The sequence below is a fragment of the Rhodocyclus gracilis genome, assembly GCF_009617575.1.
Taxonomy (GTDB): domain Bacteria; phylum Pseudomonadota; class Gammaproteobacteria; order Burkholderiales; family Rhodocyclaceae; genus Rhodocyclus; species Rhodocyclus gracilis.
Genome location: NZ_WIXJ01000002.1, coordinates 41187 through 58896 on the forward strand (window position 1 = coordinate 41187; position 17710 = coordinate 58896).

Here is a 17710-nt window from a genome sequence, read left to right on the forward strand (position 1 = left end):
CCGCCAACATGCCATCCGGCCAGGAGCTAGCCATGAATTGCCCGGCACATCAGGAAATCCACCTCGTGTTTCGCCGCCACTGTGGAGGCGGTTGCTGTGTTTGACGACTGTCGACAGCCGACGTCCTGCGCGAGTGGGGCGAGCGGATTGCCGACCTTGCAGCGCAATGCGCTGCGCAAGATTTTCGGACGCTCCGAGTTTTCGCCCGAAGAAGTCGTCGCCTTGGGCTACCGGCGCTTGCAGCAAGCCGAGGGAATCGGCACCAAGGGTTTGAGCACCATTCTCGAATGGTTGCACGCGCACGGGCACGATCTGGTGGTCGCGCCGCCGTCGCGGCCGCGACGTAGCGGCGTGCGTACCGGACAGGACGTCGATCAGGCAATCCGCCTCCTGCGTCAGAACGGCTACGACGTGCTGCGCCGCGAGTAGGGCGACATCGTCCGCAGGCATCGCGAATGCGCCTCATTGCTTATTCACGATAAGCATTAGCTGCGAAAAATTCCGTATTTCTGGCGATTACGCGGCGCCGTTACATTGGCTCTGGATTGTGCGGCCGGGAGCCACCATGAGAGTCACTGAATTGCTGGACCATTTCAATACCTTGAACGGTATCTGGTTCAGTGAAGGCGCGTCTGCGACGGCGGCGCGCTCTGCCGAAACGCGCCTTGAAGTCGTTGCCGGACGCGTCGAAGCGCTTGACGCCAGGCACCGCCTGACGACGGCCTTCCAGCCGATTGTCGATGCGCGAAGTGGTGCCATTCGTGGCCACGAAGCCTTGCTGCGTCCGTGGCGCAACTCGCTGTCGAGCGCGATACGCAGCGCGCAACGGGGTGGGGCGAAGGCGGACTGGCAGTTCGTTTCGCCCGAAGATTTTCTGGCGAGTTCCGACGACGGCCTGGACATCGTTCGCCTCGACCGACTCTGCCGCACCCTGCATTCGCTCAATTTCAGCCTGCATCAGCCGCCGGTGAGCGGCGATCTCTTTCTCAACGTTCATCCGCACCATCTGCTGTCGGTGAGCGGCGAGCACGGCGCTTTTTTCGAGTCGGTGCTGCGCCGTTGCGGATTGGCCCCCGAGCGCGTGGTGATCGAGATACTGGAGAGCAGCGTCGACGACTTGCCGCGATTGGAAGTGGCGCTGGCGAACTATCGGCGGCGCGGTTTCCGTATCGCCATCGACGATTTTGGGCGGCGTCACTCCAACTTCGACCGTCTCTGGCAGTTGCAGCCGGATATCGTCAAGCTCGACCGCAGCCTGATCGTCGCCGCCAGCGAGAATCCGCGTGTGCGGCGCATCGTGCCGCGCTTGGTCGACATCATTCACGAGCTGGATGCCACGACCGTCTTCGAGGGCATCGAGACGGCGGCGCAACTGTCGCTGGCAATCGATGCCGGCGCCGATGCCTTGCAAGGCTATCTCCTGGCTCGCCCTGCACCGGATTGCCGCCATGAGCGCCTTGATCTGGCGCGGCTGCGCGCCACTCCGGCGTTATCCCCGCGGGCGTTGGTGGCGACGGCGGCGGGCGCCATCTAGCGCAAGGTACGGAATGCCCTTGCGCCGCAAGGGCAGCCGAAAACTACGTTCAGACGGCGTAAAAAAGCCCGGTGTCGCTGACGACGCCGGGCTTTTTCGTGGTGGAGGACAAACTCAGACGGGCAGGCCGGCAGCGTCGAAGATGCCTTCGAAAAGGATCGAGCTGAGGTAACGCTCGCCGGAGTCTGGCAGCACGACGACAATCGTCTTGCCGGCGTATTCCGGGCGGTGCGCCAGACGCACGGCGGCGGCAGCGGCGGCGCCGCAGGAGATGCCGGCGAGAATGCCTTCTTCGCGCGCCAGACGACGGGCGAACAGGACGGCGTCTTCGTTGCTGACTTGCTCCACCGCGTCGATCAGCGACAGGTCGAGCACGGCGGGAACAAAGCCGGCGCCAATCCCCTGAATCTTGTGCGGTCCCGGTTTGATCGGCTCGCCGGCGCGGGCCTGCGTCAGCACCGGACTCGTCACCGGTTCGACGGCCACCGACGTGATCGCCTTGCCGCGCGTCTTTTTGATGTAGCGGGAAATACCGGTGATGGTGCCGCCGGTGCCGACGCCGGAGACGAGTACGTCGATCTTGCCTTCGCTGTCGTTCCAGATTTCCGGGCCGGTCGTTTGTTCGTGGATTGCCGGATTGGCTGGGTTCTTGAATTGTTGCAGCAGGACATAGCGATCCGGCTCGGCGGCGGCAATCTCTTCGGCGCGGGCGATGGCGCCGCCCATGCCTTTGGCGCCTTCGGTGAGGATCAGTTTGGCGCCGAAGGCGGTCAGCAGCTTGCGGCGTTCGATGCTCATCGTTTCTGGCATCGTCAGCGTCAGCGGAATGCCCTTGGCGGCAGCGACGAAGGCCAGCGCGATACCGGTATTGCCGCTGGTCGGTTCGATCAGCTCTTTACCCGGCCCGAGCAGGCCGCGCTTTTCGGCATCGGCGACCATCGATGCGCCGATCCGGCACTTGACGGAATAGGCTGGGTTACGGCCTTCGATTTTGGCGAGAACCGTTGCGGCAGCGCCGTCGGTTACGCGGTTGAGGCGAACGAGCGGCGTGTTGCCGATCGATTGTGCGTTGTTCTGGTAAAGCGCCATGAATCTCTCCTGAAAAATCCGGCCTTCCGTGCCAAAAGGGCGGGGAATGAGCGAGAACGAGGTTGAAGAGCCAATCGGTACAAGGGGGTGCAGCAAAAGCGTCGCCATGCGGCGCAGCGCACAGTGTAGGCGGGCCGGCCCAGGCAATTAAGGACGAAAAATTCATATCGACAGATCGCTTGGCGATAAAGCCACGGTGCTATGGTCAATCTCGGCAATATGGCGGCCGCTGTGGGTGCTGCTGCCGCGGGGAGGGTGCCACGCCATGGGCGTCAATCGGAACGCGCTTATGCGACCGCGCCTGATAAGCAAATAAAGATTCCTTCGTTCGCCGGCTCAGCGGGGCTGCATAGACTCGGCTCACGTCCATCCATTCACGAGGAATTTTCCATGAAAATCAGAGGTGTTGTTGCCGGTCTTGCTCTGGCAGCGCTCTTTTCGGCCGCGCACGCCGCCGACGTCAGCTTGCTGAATGTCTCCTACGACCCGACGCGCGAGTTCTACCAGGACTACAACACCGCGTTTTCCCGTTACTGGAAGGCGCAAAGCGGCGATAACGTGACGATCCGACAGTCGCACGGCGGCTCCGGCAAGCAGGCGTTGAGCGTGCGCGACGGTCTGGAAGCCGATGTCGTAACGCTGGCGCTGGCCTACGACATCGACGCCATCGCCGACCAGGGGCTGCTGGCCAGCGATTGGCAGAAGCGTCTGCCGCACAATGCCTCGCCCTACACGTCGACGATCGTTCTCTTGGTACGCAAGGGTAATCCGAAGGGCATCCACGACTGGAACGATCTGGTTCGCCCCGACGTCTCGGTCGTCACGCCGAATCCCAAGACCTCGGGCGGCGCGCGCTGGAACTATCTGGCGGCATGGGGCTACGCCCTGAAGCAGCCGGGTGGCAACGAAGCCAAGGCGCGCGATTTCGTCAGCCGCCTCTATCGCAACGTGAAGGTGCTCGACTCGGGCGCGCGTGGCGCCACCATCACCTTTGTCGAACGTGGCATCGGCGACGTGCTCGTCGCCTGGGAGAACGAAGCGTATCTGGCGATCCGCGAACTCGGGCCGGACAAGTTCGACATCGTCACGCCGTCGGTATCGATCCTCGCCGAACCGCCGGTCTCGGTCGTCGACAAGGTCGTCGACAAGCACGGCACGCGCAAGGTGGCGAAGGCGTATCTCGACTACCTCTACAGCACCGAAGGGCAGGAACTGGCGGCGAAGCACTACTACCGTCCGCGCGACGCCAAGGTGGCCGCGCGCTATGCGCAGCAGTTCGGCAAGGTGAAGCTCTTTACCATCGACGACGTTTTCGGTGGCTGGCGTAATGCCCAGAAGACTCACTTCTCCGAAGGCGGCGTCTTCGACCAGATCTACCTGTCGGGCAACAAATAAGCAGGACCGCGACTAAGCCAGCAGGGCGCTGACGCCCTGCTGGCCCATGACGACACCAATGACGATAATCAGCACGCCCGAGAAATACGGCGCGTAGCGCGAGAACTGGCCAAACCCCGACCAGCGACGCGCCACCTGCTTGGCGCCCATTGCCGCCAGCACCCCGGCCGCCACCATCGTCACCGCCAGACCCACGCTGAAGCCCAGCACTAGCGTTGCGCCGAGGGCGATTTTCTTCAGTTGCAGACAGAGCAGGAGAATCGTGATCGACGCCGGGCAGGGGATCAGCCCCCCGGTCAGACCGAAAATCACGATTTCGCCGTTCGACACCTGCCGGTTGGCGAAGCGTTCGCGAATTTCCCGCGCATGTGCCCGCGCGTGCGCGTCACCGTCTTCCGCCTCGCTATGCGCGTGTGGCGCTGTCGCGACACCATGTGAATGAACGTGGCTATGGTCGTGGTCGTGCGTATGCCCATGCGCGCCCGACTGCTGGCGCCAGGTTCGCCAGAGCATCCACAACGCGACGCCGACGATCAGCACGGAGGAGGCGACTTGCAGGTACGGCTCGCTGGTTTCGACGTTCCAGCCACTACCGAAATAGAGCCCGGCCATGGCAATGAGCCAGACCACCGCCGTGTGGGAAAGCGTCGCCGACAGCCCCAGCAGCACCGCCTGTCCGACCGTGCCGCCAACGGCGACAATAAAGGCGGCCATGATCCCTTTGGAGTGGCCAGGTTCGAGGCCGTGCAAGGCGCCAAGCAGGATCGCGCTGGGCAGGAAGAGCCAGGCATTGCCCTGTTGCAGCAGCGTGGAAAACTCCGTCATGTTGGCATCTCGGCGAGGTAGAATCGTATCTGAATCATACTGCCCCCCAGTATAAAATACTACCCCTCAGTATATTTCCGGTTCGGAGTGAAGCCATGGCGCACACCATCAGCAACAAGAACAAGCTGCTCGCACGGGTTCGCCGCATTCACGGCCAGACCGCTGCCTTGGAAAAACTGCTCGATGGCGGTGGCGACTGCATCGCCACCTTGCAGCAGATTGCGGCAATTCGTGGTGCGGTCAATGGCCTGATGGTCGCCGTGATCGAAGGTCACCTGAGCGAACACGTCGTGCAGGAGCCGCTTCTTGAGCAGCGGCAACAGGATCTCGACGTGGTGCTACAGGTGATCAAGTCCTATCTGAAATAAGCCGCAAACAAATTTCTGCCTTTGTTATAACCTTTGATGCTTAAAAGCTAATAAATAATTATTGGAAAGCATATTGCAGGATTCCTACACTCTCCCCATCCCATGAACGCCCCTCGCACACGCGACGGGCCATGACCGGATTCAGGAGAGCAGGGCCATGAATTTCCAGCAGTTACGCATCATTCGCGAGACCGTCCGCCAGGATTTCAACCTTACCGAAGTCGCGAACGCGCTATTTACCTCGCAACCCGGTGTCAGCAAGCATATCCGCGACCTGGAGGACGAACTTGGTATCGAGATTTTCGTGCGGCGCGGCAAGCGGCTGCTGGGGCTGACCGCGCCCGGCGAAGAACTCGCCACGGTCGTCGAGCGCATGCTGATCGACGCGCAAAACCTGCGCCGCATCTCCGATCAGTTCGCCAGTCGCGAAACCGGCCGCTTCACCATCGCCACGACGCACACGCAGGCCCGCTACGCTCTGCCGCGCGTCATCAAATGGTTCAAGACCGATTACCCGAAGGTACACCTGACCCTGCATCAGGGCAGTCCGCGCGAGATCGCCGACATGCTGAGCAACGGCGAGGCCGACGTAGGCATTGCGACGGAGACGCTCGATCAACTCCCGAGTCTGGTCGCTTTCCCTTGCTACACCTGGAACCACGCGGTGATTGTGCCGCACGGACACCCGCTGCTGGCGCGTACCGAGCCGCTGACGCTGGCGGCGCTCGCGGAATACCCGATCATCACCTATCACGAAGGCTTCACCGGGCGCGCACGCATCGACGAGAGCTTTGCCGCCGCCGGCCTCGTGCCTGACATCGTGCTCTCTGCCATCGACGCCGACGTCATCAAGACCTACGTCGCGCAGGATCTTGGCGTTGGCATCGTTGCCGCCGTCGCCTACGACGCCGACAAGGATCGCGAACTGGCGCTGATCTCTGCCGATGGCTTGTTTCCGCCCAACACGACGCGCCTTGCCGTACGCCGCGGCACGTTTTTGCGGGCATACGCGCACGCCTTCATCGAAAAGCTCGCCCCCGAACTGAGCGAAGAAGTCGTCAAAGCCGCCATCAAGGTCGCCGCGCCGGTCGACGCGTAAATGCGCTGACGCACCTTCCTGCCGGTAGAATTCCGGCATGGACGACGAATACTTCATGCGTGAGGCCATGGCGCTGGCCGATGCGGCGCGGGCGCGGGGCGAGGTTCCCGTGGGCGCCGTCGTCGTGCGCGAAGGCACGATCATCGGGCGCGGCAGCAACGCGCCGATTGGCGCTTCCGACCCCACTGCCCACGCCGAGATCGCTGCCTTGCGTGACGCCGCACAGCGCCTCGCCAACTACCGCCTGCCCGGCTGCACGCTCTACGTGACGCTCGAACCCTGCGCGATGTGCGCGGGCGCCATCATGCATGCGCGTATCGCCCGCGTCGTCTATGGCGCGCGCGACCCCAAGACTGGCGTGCACGGCAGCGTGCTCGATCTCTTCGGCGTGACGCAGATCAATCACCACACGCAGGTTGAAGGTGGCGTGCTTGCCGATGAATGCAGCCGTCTTTTGTCCGAGTTTTTTGCCGCCCGCCGGGCACAACGGGCGCTGACATGAGCAGCATTCTCGATATTTCCCTGGCGCAGCAGACACTAAGCCTGCTCGATGCCGATGGCGCGCTACTTGCCCGCTATGCCGTCTCGACTGCGCTCAATGGCCCCGGCGAGCGTGCTGACAGCGGTTGTACGCCGCGTGGCTGGCATGTGATACGCGCCCGCATTGGCGCGGGCATGCCGGAGAACACAGTGTTTCGCGGTCGCCGCGCGACCGGCGAGATCTATTCACCGGCGCTGGCGGAGCGCTTTCCGGCGCGCGACTGGATTCTGACGCGCATTCTCTGGCTTTCGGGCTGCGAGTGCGGGCGCAACCGCCTGGGCGCGGTCGACACGATGCGGCGCTACATCTACATCCACGGCGCGCCCGATTCGGCGGCGATGGGCGTTGCTGGCTCACACGGCTGTATCCGCATGCGCAACGCCGACATCGTCGAACTCTTCGAGCGCGTTCCCGCCTACACGCGCGTACTCATCCGCGAAGACTGAGCCTCAGGCGCTTTCTTCTTCGGGATGCACGCGCGCGCCGATGCTCAGCGCCGCGCCATCAACGTCTCCCAGATGTAGCGTGCGGCCGTCGGTGAATTCTTCCTGAATGACCGCAAGCGCCTCAAAGCCACCCGCCGGAGAGGGCGCGCCGTCGACCACGCAGCCGCACGCCTGCGGCGCGTCGCCGCCGACCCACAGTGCTTCGCCCGCCACAAGCGGCGCCTCGGAGTGCAGGCGATAGAGGTGGCGCTTGATCTTGCCGAGGTAGCGTGTCCGAGCGACGACTTCCTGCCCCGGATAGCAGCCTTTCTGGAAGCTCACGCCATCGATTTTTTCGAAATCGGCCATTTGCGGCACGAACTCTTCGCTCGTCGCTGCCACAACCAAGGGCCAGCCCGCGCGAATCTCCTGCCAGCGCCAGACAGGCGTGCCAACCGGACGGGCTTGCTTCGCCAAGGCCTGCCAGCGCGTCGGCGCATCGGCGGCATCAATGGCGATTTCGTAGCGATTTTCAGCGCGGCGCAAAACCCAACCCGTGGCGAAGTGCGCCAGCGCGAGGTCTGCGGCGGGCACCGGCAGGCCGGCGCTGGCCAGCGCCGATACGGCGTGCGGGCCACTCAGGCCGAGCAGGACGCGCGCCGTGCCGACTTCGTCGATCTTCACCTTCGAGCGCAAGACGTAAAGGCGAAGGCGTTTGGCGATGGCGGCGCTCAAATCGGTCGCCAGGCGCAAGGTGTAGGTGGCGTCTTCACGCAGGAGGAAGAAGCTTGCCAGCATGCGCCCCTTGGCCGTGCACCAGGCCGCCGGCTGCGCGCTGGCGTCAGCGAGGCGGCGCACATCGCTCGTCAGCTGGTTGTGCAAAAACTCGCGGGCGTCGTCGCCCGAGCAACGGATCAGCGTCAAATGCGGCAGAGGAGCGAGCAGCGTTTCGCCGCTGTCTGCGCGGGCGACCTGCAGTTCGGCGGCCGCATCGCCAAAGTCGGCGATCTCGGTGTTGACGAGGCGGGCGCCAGCGGCGCCAAGGAATGCGTGCCAGTCGGGATGTGTCATCGCGGCTTTCTTTCCGGTAGGGAGGGGCTATTATATGCGCGCTCCGCGCGCTGAACGTGCGACGCCGTGCCCGGATACGAGCACCGGCGAATGCTGCCAACAGACGTTGAGCTTCCCCGGATTGTTCCCCCTCTGCTCCCTCGCTTGAATCGCGGCCCTGCCGCGCTGGATCGATGCTCAAAACCCTCAGGAACCTCATTTTCCTTGCCGTGCTGCTGGCGGTGGCGGCTGGCGGCGGCTTTTACCTGTGGGTGTCGTCGCCACTGAATCTGGTCCGTTCGCCGCTCGAATTCGACATCGAGCCCGGCAGCAGCCTGCGCTCGGTGGCGCGCCAGTTGAACGAGGCGGGGATTGCCATCGATCCGCGCGTTTTTGTTTTGCTGGGCAAACTGTCCAGCGCCGAGACCTCGCTCAAGGCAGGCAGCTATGTCATCGAGAGCGGCAGCACGGCGCGCGACCTGCTGGCAAAGCTGACGCGAGGCGATGTCACGCAATCCGACCTGGCGTTCATCGAGGGCTGGACCTTCCGCCAGATGCGCGACCGTCTGGATGCCCATCCGGATCTGCGCCACGACGCGCGCGGCCTCTCCGATGCCGAGTTGCTGCGCCGCATTGGCGCACCGGAAAGCGCGGCGGAAGGGCTGTTTTTCCCCGATACCTATACCTTTGCCCGTCGCTCCAGCGATATCGACCTTCTTGCCCGCGCCTACCGCACCATGCAGCGGCGGCTGGCGCGCGAATGGGAAGGGCGCGCCAGCGGCTTGCCCTATCGCAGTCCCTACGAAGCCCTGATCATGGCCTCGATTGTCGAGAAAGAGACGGGGCGCGACAGCGACCGTCCGCTGATCAGCGCGGTCTTCGTTAACCGTCTGCGGCAGGGCATGCCGCTGCAGACCGATCCGACGGTGATCTATGGTCTGGGCGACCGTTTCGATGGCAACCTGCGCCGCCGCGATCTGACGAGTGATACCCCCTTCAACACCTACACCCGAAGCGGCCTGCCGCCGACGCCTATCGCCTTGCCAGGGCTGGCAGCCTTGCACGCCACCCTGCATCCGGCAAACAGCCGCGCCCTCTACTTCGTGGCGCGCGGCGATGGCAGCAGCGTGTTTTCTGAAACGCTGGACGCACACAACACGGCAGTCGCTCGTTATCAGAAAGGCAAGACGCGATGAAGCGCGGTCGTTTCATAACCTTTGAAGGACTCGACGGCGCCGGTAAAAGCAGCCAGATCGATCACGTGGCCTCCTCCTTGCGTGCGCGAGGCCTTGGCGTCGTAGCGACGCGCGAACCGGGGGGCACGCCGCTCGGGGAAAAGCTCCGCGAACTCCTGCTGCATGAGCCGATGCATCTGGAAACCGAGGCGCTGCTGATGTTCGCCGCCCGCCGCGAACATCTGGCGGAAGTGATCGAGCCAGCGCTGGCGCGCGGCGAGTGGGTCGTCTGCGACCGTTTCAGTGACGCCACCTGGGCATATCAGGGCGGCGGGCGAGGGCTCGACCGTGCCAAGTTCGCACAACTCGAACACTGGGTGCATGGCCATCTGCAACCCGACCTGACCTTGCTCTTTGATCTGCCGTTTGCCGTGGCGCAAGGCCGCATCGCAGCGCAGGCTCGTGGGCTGGACCGCTTCGAGCAGGAGCGGGCAGATTTTCACGAGCGCGTGCGGGCGGCCTACCTTGAGCGCGCCGCCGCGGCGCCGCAGCGCATTCGCCCGATTGACGCCAACCGCAGCGCGGACGAGATTCGCAAAGAGATTGAAGAAATCATCGCAAGGCTTTGTTAATGAAAATTACTGAGCTTCACGAAAACGTCTGGAGCGGGCTGCTTGCCCGCCGCGAACGACTGCCGCATGCGCTGCTCTTCGCCGGTCAGCAGGGCGTCGGCAAGTTCGAACTGGCGCGCGCGTTCATCGCCTTTTTGTTGTGTGAATCGCCGGCCAAGACGACGCAGGCCTGCGGTCATTGCGTCGCCTGCAACTGGCTGGCGCAGGGCAACCATCCGGACTTTCGCCTGTTGCAGCCCGCCGCCTTGAGTGAAGCGGCGGATGCCGGCGAGGATGTCGGCAAAGAGGCGGGGGAGGCGAAAGAGTCCTCGAAACGCAAGCCCAGCGCGCAGATCACCATCGACCAGGTGCGCGGGCTGGACGACTTTCTGCATGTCGGTGCGCATCGCAACGGTGTACGCGTCGTCCTCGTCACTCCGGCCGAGGCGATGAACCGCGCGACCGCCAATGCGCTTCTTAAATCACTTGAAGAACCCGCCGCAGGTATATTGTTTTTATTGGTTTCAAGCGAGCCGGCGCGGCTCCTGCCAACAATCCGCAGCCGCTGCCAGACGGTGCCGATTCCGACACCCGCACGGGAGCTTGCCGCCCGCTGGTTGGGCGATCTTGGTGTCGACGACGCCGAACGCTGGCTGGCCTTGGCCGGCGGCGCGCCGCTGCGTGCCGTCGAACTGGGGCGCAGCGGCGCGCCCGCCGATGGGCGCGCGCTGCTCGACGCACTGAGCGGCGAACTGGCCCGTGGCGACACGCTGGATGCGCTCGCCTCAGCGGCGGCTCTGGATCGCGTGGTGAAGGCCGAAAAAGCGCTTTCGCCACTGCCGCGTCTGGTCGATTGGCTGCAACACTGGCTCTTCGATCTGACGCTCACCAGTTGTGCCCATGCGCCACGTTACTTCGTGCGGGAGCAGGGGGCCTTGAAACGCTTGGCAGTCAGGACGACCTTGCCGCGTTTGCTGGCCTTCGAACGCAAGGCGATACAATATCGCGCCGAAGCCGAGCAGCCGCTCAACAGCCGGCTCTTCCTCGAAGAGCTGATGATGAGCTACGCGGCGCTTTTTTCCCCTTCTCTGACACGAGATCCGCATGCTCGTTGATTCGCACTGCCACATCGATTTTCCCGAACTCGCCGACGATCTGCCGAACGTACTGGCCCGCATGCAGCAAAACGGCGTGACCAGCGCGCTGTGTGTCGGCGTGACGATTGAACATCTGCCACGCCTGCTAGCCATCGCCGACGCCCATCCATCGATTTTCGCCAGCGTCGGCGTGCATCCGGACAATGCCGCCGATCCCGAGCCCTCGCTCGACGATCTGCTGCGTCTGGCGGCGCATCCGAAGGTGGTCGCCATTGGCGAAACGGGGCTCGACTACCACTGGCACAAGGATCGTCCGGAATGGCAGCGTCAGCGTTTTCGCACGCACATTGCCGCCGCCCGCCAGTCGGTAAAGCCGCTGATCATTCATACGCGCGAGGCCGCCGCCGATACCCTCCAGATCATGCGGGAGGCGGGGGCAGATCGTGTCGGCGGGGTGATGCACTGCTTCACCGAAGATTGGGAAACGGCGTGTGCCGCGCTTGATCTGGGCTTTTACATCTCCTTTTCGGGCATCGTCACGTTCAAGAATGCCGTCGCCCTGAAAGAGGTCGCCAAGCGGGTGCCGCTCGATCGCCTGCTTCTTGAAACCGATTCACCGTATCTCGCGCCGGTGCCGTTTCGCGGCAAGCTCAACCAGCCGGCGTACGTTCGCTATGTGGCAGAGGAAGTGGCCCGCCTGCGCGAAATGCCGCTCGAAGAGCTCGCGGCGGCGAGCAGCGACAACTTCTTCCGTTTGTTTTCCTGTGCCCTGCGCCCCTGATACTGGCGAGCAGCGCACGTGTCCGGGCGCGCGACTTGCGTCGCTCCCTTGTTTCGGAGAGAGAAATGAATAAGACCTTGGGCTACGTGCTCGTCGCCGGTGCCTTGATGTTGCCCCTCGCCGCGTCGGCGGGGGTGTACGACGACATGCTGACGGCACTGCGCTCCGGTGACAATGGCGCCGTCGTCGCGTTGCTTGATCGCGGAGTCGACGTCAACACGGTCGACCGCAATGGCGACACCCTTCTCATGCTGGCCGTGCGCGAAAACAATGCCGAACTGCTCGACCAGCTCCTGCTGCGTCGGGCGCGCCTGAACAGCCGCAACCGCAATGGCGACACGGCCCTGCGGCTCGCTGCCTTTGCCGGTCAGGAGGCTTTTGTGCATCGGCTGGTCGAGGCGGGGGCGGCGGTCAATATGTACGGCTGGACGCCGCTTGCCTACGCCGCTTACAACGGCCACGCCAGCATCGTTGACTACCTGCTCAAGCGCGGCGCCGAGATCGACGCGCGAACCGAGAACGGCAGCACGGCCCTGATGGTCGCCGCGCGTAATGGCCACCAGGCGGTTGTCGAGGTGCTGCTACAGCATCACGCCAATCCCAATCTCGTCAATGAAAACAACGACGCGGCGCTCGATTGGGCCGAACGCAGCGGCAACACGCAGATCGCAGCGCTGCTGCGGGCGGCGGGCGGTCATGCGGGGAGCGCCATCGTCATCGAGTTGGCGCCGCATTCCACAGCGCCCGCGATGGGAACCGGCGCCGACGCCGCTCCTGTCGTCACGCCGCTGGCCGTCGAGGAAAACGTGGCGGTAAAAACGGAGCCGGCCGCCGCCCACACGCACGGCGCCGGAAATGACGCCAAAAACGGCGTAGCGCGTTAGTCAGATAAGGCCGGAGTGTCCGCCAAGGAGTCCAAGGCGACCGCCCTGATTTTTCCGGACTGCATGAAGCGGTTCAGCACGCGGTAGATTTCCGGATCAAAGGCGGCCGGAGCGTCCGCTATGGCAGCCGTCAGATGTGCCGGAATATCGGCCGCATTGGCGACGCTGCCGAGCCATCGCCAATGATCGAAGAGGTGATGGTCTTCGCGCAGGCCAAATTCGTCGCGCTCGATGTAGCGCACGATCCCCGCATGCGGCCAGTGCTGCAGGCGGATGCGGGCCAGGGCGGCTTGCAAGCGGGCGCCATGCAGCGCCGGACTTTCCTTGCCGACGCACGCGCCGCGGCAGGCACGCTGGCGAAACGCCACGCAGGGCTTGCCTTCGGCGGCATCGCCCAGCCCCAGCAGGCTGAAACACAGATGATTCGCCTCCGCCAGCTTGCGCAGCGCCAGCAGAGCCTCGCGGCGACTGGTGTACAGGCCGTAATCGTCCTGATCAATGACGAAGTTTTCGGGCGCGGCGGCGACGAGTTCCGGGCGAAAGTCACCGAGCGCGCGTTCGTGTAGCCGCCAGGTGTAGAGCTCGGCGGGCAACGGACGCTGCGCGCGGGAAAAGGCGATGTCATTCAGGCGCGCGCCAAACTCGCCGGCGCATTCGCGCCACTCGATGCGTCGCGTGGCGCGAACGAGCGTGCTCTCCCAGCGCGCCGGCGCCAGCAGGCCGAGCACCTGCCGGCGCACATTGGCGCTGCGCGCACTGTGCAGCAGCTTGCCATCGCCATCGTAAAAGGCGAAAGCGCCAGCGGATTCCGGCAAATCATCGGCCAGCGCCGGGTCGAGATGCGGCGGCAGTTCGACGTGGCCGACGATATACGGTACGGCGGCCCAGACTGCGTCCGGCGAAAGGCTCGCACTCCAGCATTGCCAGACGTCCCACAGCACGCGGGCATCGGCCAGCGCACGGTGGCGGGCGTCGACATGGATGCCGTGGCGCTCGATGAGCACCGCGAGGCTGTGCCGGTGATGCTGCGGAAAGAGCCGGCGCGACAACTTCACCGTGCACAGGGATCGCGAGCGAAAGGCAATGCCGAGGCGGGCGAATTCGCGCTTGAGGAAGCCATAATCGAAGCGCGCGTTGTGCGCGACGAGAAGGCGGCCCTGCAGACGTTCGAGCAGGGCAGGGGCGAGTTCGGCAAAGCGGGGAGCGGTCGCCGTCATCGCCGTGTCGATCCCGGTGAGGCCGGTGATGAAGCCGCTGATCGGCTGTTGCGGATCGACGAGGGAACTCCATTCGCGCACGCCGTTTTGATCGACTTCGACGAGGCCGATCTCGATGATGCGATCCACCGCGAAGTTCGCACCGGTCGTTTCCAGATCGATAAAGACGAGCGGCTCCTCAATCAGGGACGCATCGAACGGAGTATCAGCCATCAATCTTTCGCTATCAAAAAATTATTTAAAACAATCAACTGTTGCGCTTTATTAACGCAATGAATGAGGTTTGCTCCGGCCGCGCGATGCGCTCGTAACGATAGAACGAGACGGCGCTCGGCGTATGCAGGCGGGGGGATGCTACTCGTTTCCCCGGCAGGATGGCGCCCGGTTTTAGGGGCAAGCTGGCAAGGCGGGAAGCTGCCCCTATGCCGGGCTAAAGGCCGATGCAGGCCACGGGCGGCGTGGTGATCAGGGCAGGGAGGATGGGTGTGGGGCGCTTGTCCTGGTGGCGACGGAGCCGCGCCCGCCGCAAGTTCAGAGATGGGTGATGATGGCGTCGGCCGGCAGGCGCGACTTCGGCAGCGCGGCGTTGAAATCGTCGCCGCTGCGGTAGCCGAGGCTGGCGATGACGACGCTGGTCAATCCGTCGGCGCGCAAGCCAAGCTCCTCATCAAGCGCTCTGGCGTCGAAGCCTTCCATCGGGCAGGCGTCGATTTCCAGCGCAGCTGCGGCGAACAGGAGGGTGCCGAAGGCCAGATAGAGCTGCTTTTCCATCCAGGGCTGCACGTCCTTGGAGTCGAAGCGGTGCAGGTCGGCGTAGTAGCGACGCGATTTGCGCTGGCCGGCCTTGGCTTCCGGGGTGGCAAAGCGACCGTCCCGGTCTTCCTGCTCCAGAACGGCGGCAAGGTGGCTCTCGTCGAGGGCCTGTCGCGCGCAAAAGACGATGACGTGCGAGGCATTCATGATCTTCGGCTGGTTGTAGGCGAAGCTGCCGTGCGTGGCCTTGGCGATGCGCGCTTTGCCTTCGTCGGTATGGGCGATCACGAAGTGCCAGGGCTGCGAGTTGACCGACGAGGGCGCGTAACGCAGCAGGGTTTCGAGTTGCGCGAAGGTCTCGGCGGGGATTTTTCGCTTCGGGTCGAAGGCTTTGGTGGTGTGGCGCGTGGTGGCGATGCGGGCGATGTCCATGGTGACGCTCCTCGGTTAGCGGGTCAGAGTCCATTAAGGCTGCGCGCGCCGTATGCCTGAGAGCTTGACGCGAGGCATGGGCGCGTTCCGTCTTGCTTGCCGGTGATGGTACCAAATACCCGACGACGGTTGTCGGGATAGCCGTTTCCACCCCGAGAGGGGCGTGCTTCCCGGCGTAAAAAAGGCCTATCCCCAGCCTGTTGCTGCCGGGGATAGGCCCGTTACGGCTCGGCTCTGCCGATCAGAAGGCGATCTGCCCCTTCAGCCAGAAGGTGCGGCCAGGCTCGTTGATGCGGGTGTTCGGCGGGAAGAGGTCGGCGCCCGAGATGCCGCTCGACTGTCCGCTCTTGGAGAGAAACTCGGCGTAAGCCTTGTTGAAGACGTTGTCGACGCCGGCAGTAATCAGCGAACCCTTGGTCGGGCGCCAGCCGGCATTGAGCGAGAAGACGCCAAAGCCACCGCTGCGCCCGAGGTCCTTGCCGTTCGCCACGATGTTGCCGGAGCCCAAGTCGTAACGGTTCTGTGCGGCAACGAGACGCCACAGGGCGCCGTAGGAAAGACGGCCGTCATCGTAATTGATCGCGAGGCGCATTTCGAGCGGCGGTTGTTGCGCCAGAGGCTTGCCGTCGGTGTCGTTGTTGCCGCGCACATAGGCCAGCGTGCCGGTAGTCGTCCACGTGGAGGAGATGCGGTAGCTGGCATCGGCTTCGCCGCCGAAAATCGTCGCGTTGACGTTGCGCGTCTGGCCCTTGTCCCAGTTGATCAGGATGTAGTCGTTGACCTTGGCGTAGAAGGCAGAGAGGGAGGTTTGCCAATCGCCGTATCGCCATTTGCTGCCGACGTCGAGCTGGTTGGTTTTTTCCGGCTTGGTCGACAGGAAATCGCTTTGCTGGGTTGTCGGGTCTTTTTCCAGCAGCTCCCAGTAGTCGGGCAGACGCTCGGCGTGGCCGAGCCCGGCATAGACCGTCGCCCCTTGCCCGGCGATGTCGTGCTCATAGCGGAAGAAGCCGCTCGTCAGGGTGTCGCGCCGCGTCGCGCCTTTGGTGGTGTTGGTCGGGGAGGTGGCGGTGCTGTAGCCATCCGGGCGACGGTCGGTGGCGTCGTGCCAGTCGATACGCAGGCCGCCGATCATGCGTGAGTCTTGCGCCAGATGGTGCGTTGCCTCGGTAAACAGGCCGCGTTGCCCGAATTCGATGTCGTCGCGCCAGGGCAGTGACTCATAGAAGGCGGTGGCAGCGGCGGCGCTCGACTTCATCATCGCGCTGCGGTAACGGTGGCGGTCTTTTTTGGCGTCGCCACCGACGACGATCTGCCAGTCGTCAGCCGGTGTCAGTGTGACGGCGAGACGCCCGCCGGTGGTCGTGCGGTCGGGATTCATGGCGGCATAGGAGGTCGCCGTGTTGGCGTTCGGGCGAAGACTGTAGTTGTCCATAACATGGTCGACGTGGTTGTAGTAGGCCAGCGCCTCGATCTTGTCGACCAGGTCGGAAATGTGTCGCCGCTCGAATTTCAACGACAGGTTTTCGCGCGCGAATTTCGAACCGTCCATCGAGCGGTCGGCGTAGGCGGCCTGGCCGTCACTGCGGCTGTAGGCGAGTTCGGCGAGCGTGTTGTCGTCGGGCGTGAGGCCCAGCGCGAAGTTGCTGCTCCAGCGCGTGTAGCGCGAGTGGATTTTTTGCCCGTTGCCATCGGTGTAATCGTCGGCGTGGGCGCGGGTGCCGCCGAATTTCAGGTAGTAATCAGGCGTGCCGGCACGCGCCGACAGCACTTCGTCGTTACGCCCGGCGCTACCGAGGGTGACGCTACCGTTACCGCTGATGCCGGCTTCGGCAAGGCGCGTCGAGTCGCGTTCGAACAGCACGACGCCCGCCGATTGGCCTGCGCCATAGCGCACGCTCTGCGGCCCCTTGATGACGGTGACGCGGTCGTAGGATTCTGGATAAACGTAGGCTGTCGGCGGGTCCATCCGGCCACCGCAGCCGCCGTAGATTTCCTGCCCGTCGAGCAGGATACCGAGGCGCGATCCGGCAAAGCCGCGCAGCACCGGATCGCCGTCCGTCGCTCCTTTGCGAATGACGGAGAAGCCGGGAATGCTCTTGAGGAAGTCGGCGCCGTCATGTGCCGGCAGTGGCTGGCGCGGTGCTTTCGGGTCGGTGACGACGGTTAGTGGTTGATCCATGCGCGGCGCAGTGACGACCACTGCGTCGAGTGCGCCGGGATCGTGTTCGTCGGCGGCAATGGCATTCATGCAGGGAAGCGCCGCCAACGAGGCGGCGAGGATGGTCTTTTTCACATGTAGTCCTTAACGATACGAGAGACGCGCCGAAACGACGGCCACACAGGGCCGCGATGCTCGGAGCGATCGAATGAGCTGAGAAGCAGGCAGAGGAGGGGGAGCGGCCGTGCAAGGCGCCCCACTCAGGCGTCAGGTAGA

Annotated in this window: 18 protein-coding genes; 12 read left to right on the top strand and 6 right to left on the bottom strand. The window is 64.0% G+C overall.

Features of this window, described 5'->3' with window-relative positions; genetic code table 11:
• Positions 1 to 147: 147 nt before the first annotated feature.
• Positions 148 to 429, top strand: a complete 282-nt coding sequence (locus GHK24_RS03295; protein ID WP_194286364.1) for a hypothetical protein — start codon at positions 148 to 150, stop codon at positions 427 to 429.
• Between the two features lie 136 nt (positions 430 to 565).
• Positions 566 to 1534, top strand: coding sequence for an EAL domain-containing protein (locus tag GHK24_RS03300; protein WP_153469031.1), 969 nt, complete (start codon positions 566 to 568; stop codon positions 1532 to 1534).
• Positions 1535 to 1648: 114 nt separating this feature from the next.
• On the opposite strand, the gene cysK is transcribed toward GHK24_RS03300, so the two are convergent.
• Complete coding sequence (gene cysK, locus GHK24_RS03305) at positions 1649 to 2623, bottom strand: cysteine synthase A (protein WP_153469034.1); 975 nt, start codon at positions 2621 to 2623, stop codon at positions 1649 to 1651.
• A gap of 390 nt (positions 2624 to 3013) precedes the next feature.
• Between cysK and GHK24_RS03310 the strand changes: the two genes are divergently transcribed.
• Entirely contained in the window at positions 3014 to 4018 is a 1005-nt protein-coding gene (locus GHK24_RS03310) for a sulfate ABC transporter substrate-binding protein (protein ID WP_153469037.1), read from the top strand.
• Positions 4019 to 4030: 12 nt separating this feature from the next.
• Here GHK24_RS03310 and GHK24_RS03315 read toward each other — a convergent pair whose 3' ends face one another.
• Entirely contained in the window at positions 4031 to 4843 is an 813-nt protein-coding gene (locus GHK24_RS03315) for a nickel/cobalt efflux transporter (RefSeq protein ID WP_153469040.1), read from the bottom strand.
• Between the two features lie 95 nt (positions 4844 to 4938).
• Here GHK24_RS03315 and GHK24_RS03320 point away from each other — a divergent pair, with 95 nt between their 5' ends.
• The 4 genes from GHK24_RS03320 (at position 4939) to GHK24_RS03335 (ending at position 7297) form a co-directional block, all read left to right on the top strand.
• Positions 4939 to 5211, top strand: coding sequence for a metal/formaldehyde-sensitive transcriptional repressor (locus tag GHK24_RS03320; protein WP_153469043.1), 273 nt, complete (start codon positions 4939 to 4941; stop codon positions 5209 to 5211).
• 157 nt (positions 5212 to 5368) lie between these two features.
• The gene (locus tag GHK24_RS03325) at positions 5369 to 6310 is read left to right on the top strand and encodes a CysB family HTH-type transcriptional regulator (protein WP_153469046.1); all 942 of its coding nucleotides are present in this window, start codon (positions 5369 to 5371) and stop codon (positions 6308 to 6310) included.
• Between the two features lie 37 nt (positions 6311 to 6347).
• Complete coding sequence (gene tadA, locus GHK24_RS03330; protein WP_153469049.1) at positions 6348 to 6812, top strand: tRNA adenosine(34) deaminase TadA; 465 nt, start codon at positions 6348 to 6350, stop codon at positions 6810 to 6812.
• Entirely contained in the window at positions 6809 to 7297 is a 489-nt protein-coding gene (locus GHK24_RS03335) for a L,D-transpeptidase (RefSeq protein WP_153469052.1), read from the top strand. The genes tadA and GHK24_RS03335 overlap by 4 nt, the downstream gene beginning before the upstream one ends.
• A 3-nt stretch (positions 7298 to 7300) precedes the next feature.
• Here GHK24_RS03335 and ygfZ read toward each other — a convergent pair whose 3' ends face one another.
• Positions 7301 to 8347, bottom strand: coding sequence for a CAF17-like 4Fe-4S cluster assembly/insertion protein YgfZ (gene ygfZ / locus GHK24_RS03340; RefSeq protein ID WP_153469055.1), 1047 nt, complete (start codon positions 8345 to 8347; stop codon positions 7301 to 7303).
• Between the two features lie 173 nt (positions 8348 to 8520).
• Here ygfZ and mltG point away from each other — a divergent pair, with 173 nt between their 5' ends.
• From mltG to GHK24_RS03365, 5 genes are all read left to right on the top strand, one after another.
• Positions 8521 to 9522: an endolytic transglycosylase MltG gene (gene mltG / locus GHK24_RS03345; protein WP_153469058.1), complete on the top strand. Its 1002-nt coding sequence runs from the start codon at positions 8521 to 8523 to the stop codon at positions 9520 to 9522.
• Positions 9519 to 10133, top strand: a complete 615-nt coding sequence (gene tmk / locus GHK24_RS03350; RefSeq protein WP_153469062.1) for a dTMP kinase — start codon at positions 9519 to 9521, stop codon at positions 10131 to 10133. Before mltG ends, tmk begins: the two co-directional genes overlap by 4 nt.
• A complete protein-coding gene (holB, locus tag GHK24_RS03355) occupies positions 10133 to 11227 on the top strand; it encodes a DNA polymerase III subunit delta' (RefSeq protein WP_153469065.1) in 1095 nt (364 codons plus the stop codon). The genes tmk and holB overlap by 1 nt, the downstream gene beginning before the upstream one ends.
• Positions 11217 to 11990, top strand: coding sequence for a TatD family hydrolase (locus tag GHK24_RS03360; protein WP_153469068.1), 774 nt, complete (start codon positions 11217 to 11219; stop codon positions 11988 to 11990). The genes holB and GHK24_RS03360 overlap by 11 nt, the downstream gene beginning before the upstream one ends.
• 65 nt (positions 11991 to 12055) lie before the next feature.
• Positions 12056 to 12874, top strand: a complete 819-nt coding sequence (locus GHK24_RS03365) for an ankyrin repeat domain-containing protein (protein ID WP_153469071.1) — start codon at positions 12056 to 12058, stop codon at positions 12872 to 12874.
• Here GHK24_RS03365 and GHK24_RS03370 read toward each other — a convergent pair.
• The 3 genes from GHK24_RS03370 to GHK24_RS03380 all read right to left on the bottom strand — a co-directional run bounded on the left by GHK24_RS03370 (position 12871) and on the right by GHK24_RS03380 (position 17569).
• Positions 12871 to 14304 carry an exonuclease domain-containing protein gene (locus GHK24_RS03370; RefSeq protein ID WP_153469073.1) on the bottom strand — a complete coding sequence of 478 codons (1434 nt, stop codon included), beginning with the start codon at positions 14302 to 14304 and terminating at the stop codon, positions 12871 to 12873. The genes GHK24_RS03365 and GHK24_RS03370 overlap by 4 nt on opposite strands.
• A 318-nt stretch (positions 14305 to 14622) precedes the next feature.
• The gene (nfsB, locus tag GHK24_RS03375; protein ID WP_153469076.1) at positions 14623 to 15276 is read right to left on the bottom strand and encodes an oxygen-insensitive NAD(P)H nitroreductase; all 654 of its coding nucleotides are present in this window, start codon (positions 15274 to 15276) and stop codon (positions 14623 to 14625) included.
• A gap of 241 nt (positions 15277 to 15517) precedes the next feature.
• Positions 15518 to 17569: a TonB-dependent copper receptor gene (locus GHK24_RS03380; RefSeq protein WP_340666084.1), complete on the bottom strand. Its 2052-nt coding sequence runs from the start codon at positions 17567 to 17569 to the stop codon at positions 15518 to 15520.
• Positions 17570 to 17710: the final 141 nt, after the last annotated feature.

What these genes read in the sequence shown, in the direction of transcription:
- ygfZ (WP_153469055.1), bottom strand. Translation starts at nt 8,347, where the DNA reads ATGACACATCCCGACTGGCACGCATTCCTTGGCGCCGCTGGCGCCCGC.
- tadA (WP_153469049.1), top strand. Translation starts at nt 6,348, where the DNA reads ATGGACGACGAATACTTCATGCGTGAGGCCATGGCGCTGGCCGATGCG.
- GHK24_RS03325 (WP_153469046.1), top strand. Translation starts at nt 5,369, where the DNA reads ATGAATTTCCAGCAGTTACGCATCATTCGCGAGACCGTCCGCCAGGAT.
- GHK24_RS03315 (WP_153469040.1), bottom strand. Translation starts at nt 4,843, where the DNA reads ATGACGGAGTTTTCCACGCTGCTGCAACAGGGCAATGCCTGGCTCTTC.
- GHK24_RS03370 (WP_153469073.1), bottom strand. Translation starts at nt 14,304, where the DNA reads ATGGCTGATACTCCGTTCGATGCGTCCCTGATTGAGGAGCCGCTCGTC.
- GHK24_RS03320 (WP_153469043.1), top strand. Translation starts at nt 4,939, where the DNA reads ATGGCGCACACCATCAGCAACAAGAACAAGCTGCTCGCACGGGTTCGC.
- GHK24_RS03300 (WP_153469031.1), top strand. Translation starts at nt 566, where the DNA reads ATGAGAGTCACTGAATTGCTGGACCATTTCAATACCTTGAACGGTATC.
- nfsB (WP_153469076.1), bottom strand. Translation starts at nt 15,276, where the DNA reads ATGGACATCGCCCGCATCGCCACCACGCGCCACACCACCAAAGCCTTC.
- GHK24_RS03335 (WP_153469052.1), top strand. Translation starts at nt 6,809, where the DNA reads ATGAGCAGCATTCTCGATATTTCCCTGGCGCAGCAGACACTAAGCCTG.
- GHK24_RS03365 (WP_153469071.1), top strand. Translation starts at nt 12,056, where the DNA reads ATGAATAAGACCTTGGGCTACGTGCTCGTCGCCGGTGCCTTGATGTTG.
- tmk (WP_153469062.1), top strand. Translation starts at nt 9,519, where the DNA reads ATGAAGCGCGGTCGTTTCATAACCTTTGAAGGACTCGACGGCGCCGGT.
- GHK24_RS03310 (WP_153469037.1), top strand. Translation starts at nt 3,014, where the DNA reads ATGAAAATCAGAGGTGTTGTTGCCGGTCTTGCTCTGGCAGCGCTCTTT.
- mltG (WP_153469058.1), top strand. Translation starts at nt 8,521, where the DNA reads ATGCTCAAAACCCTCAGGAACCTCATTTTCCTTGCCGTGCTGCTGGCG.
- GHK24_RS03360 (WP_153469068.1), top strand. Translation starts at nt 11,217, where the DNA reads ATGCTCGTTGATTCGCACTGCCACATCGATTTTCCCGAACTCGCCGAC.
- holB (WP_153469065.1), top strand. Translation starts at nt 10,133, where the DNA reads ATGAAAATTACTGAGCTTCACGAAAACGTCTGGAGCGGGCTGCTTGCC.
- cysK (WP_153469034.1), bottom strand. Translation starts at nt 2,623, where the DNA reads ATGGCGCTTTACCAGAACAACGCACAATCGATCGGCAACACGCCGCTC.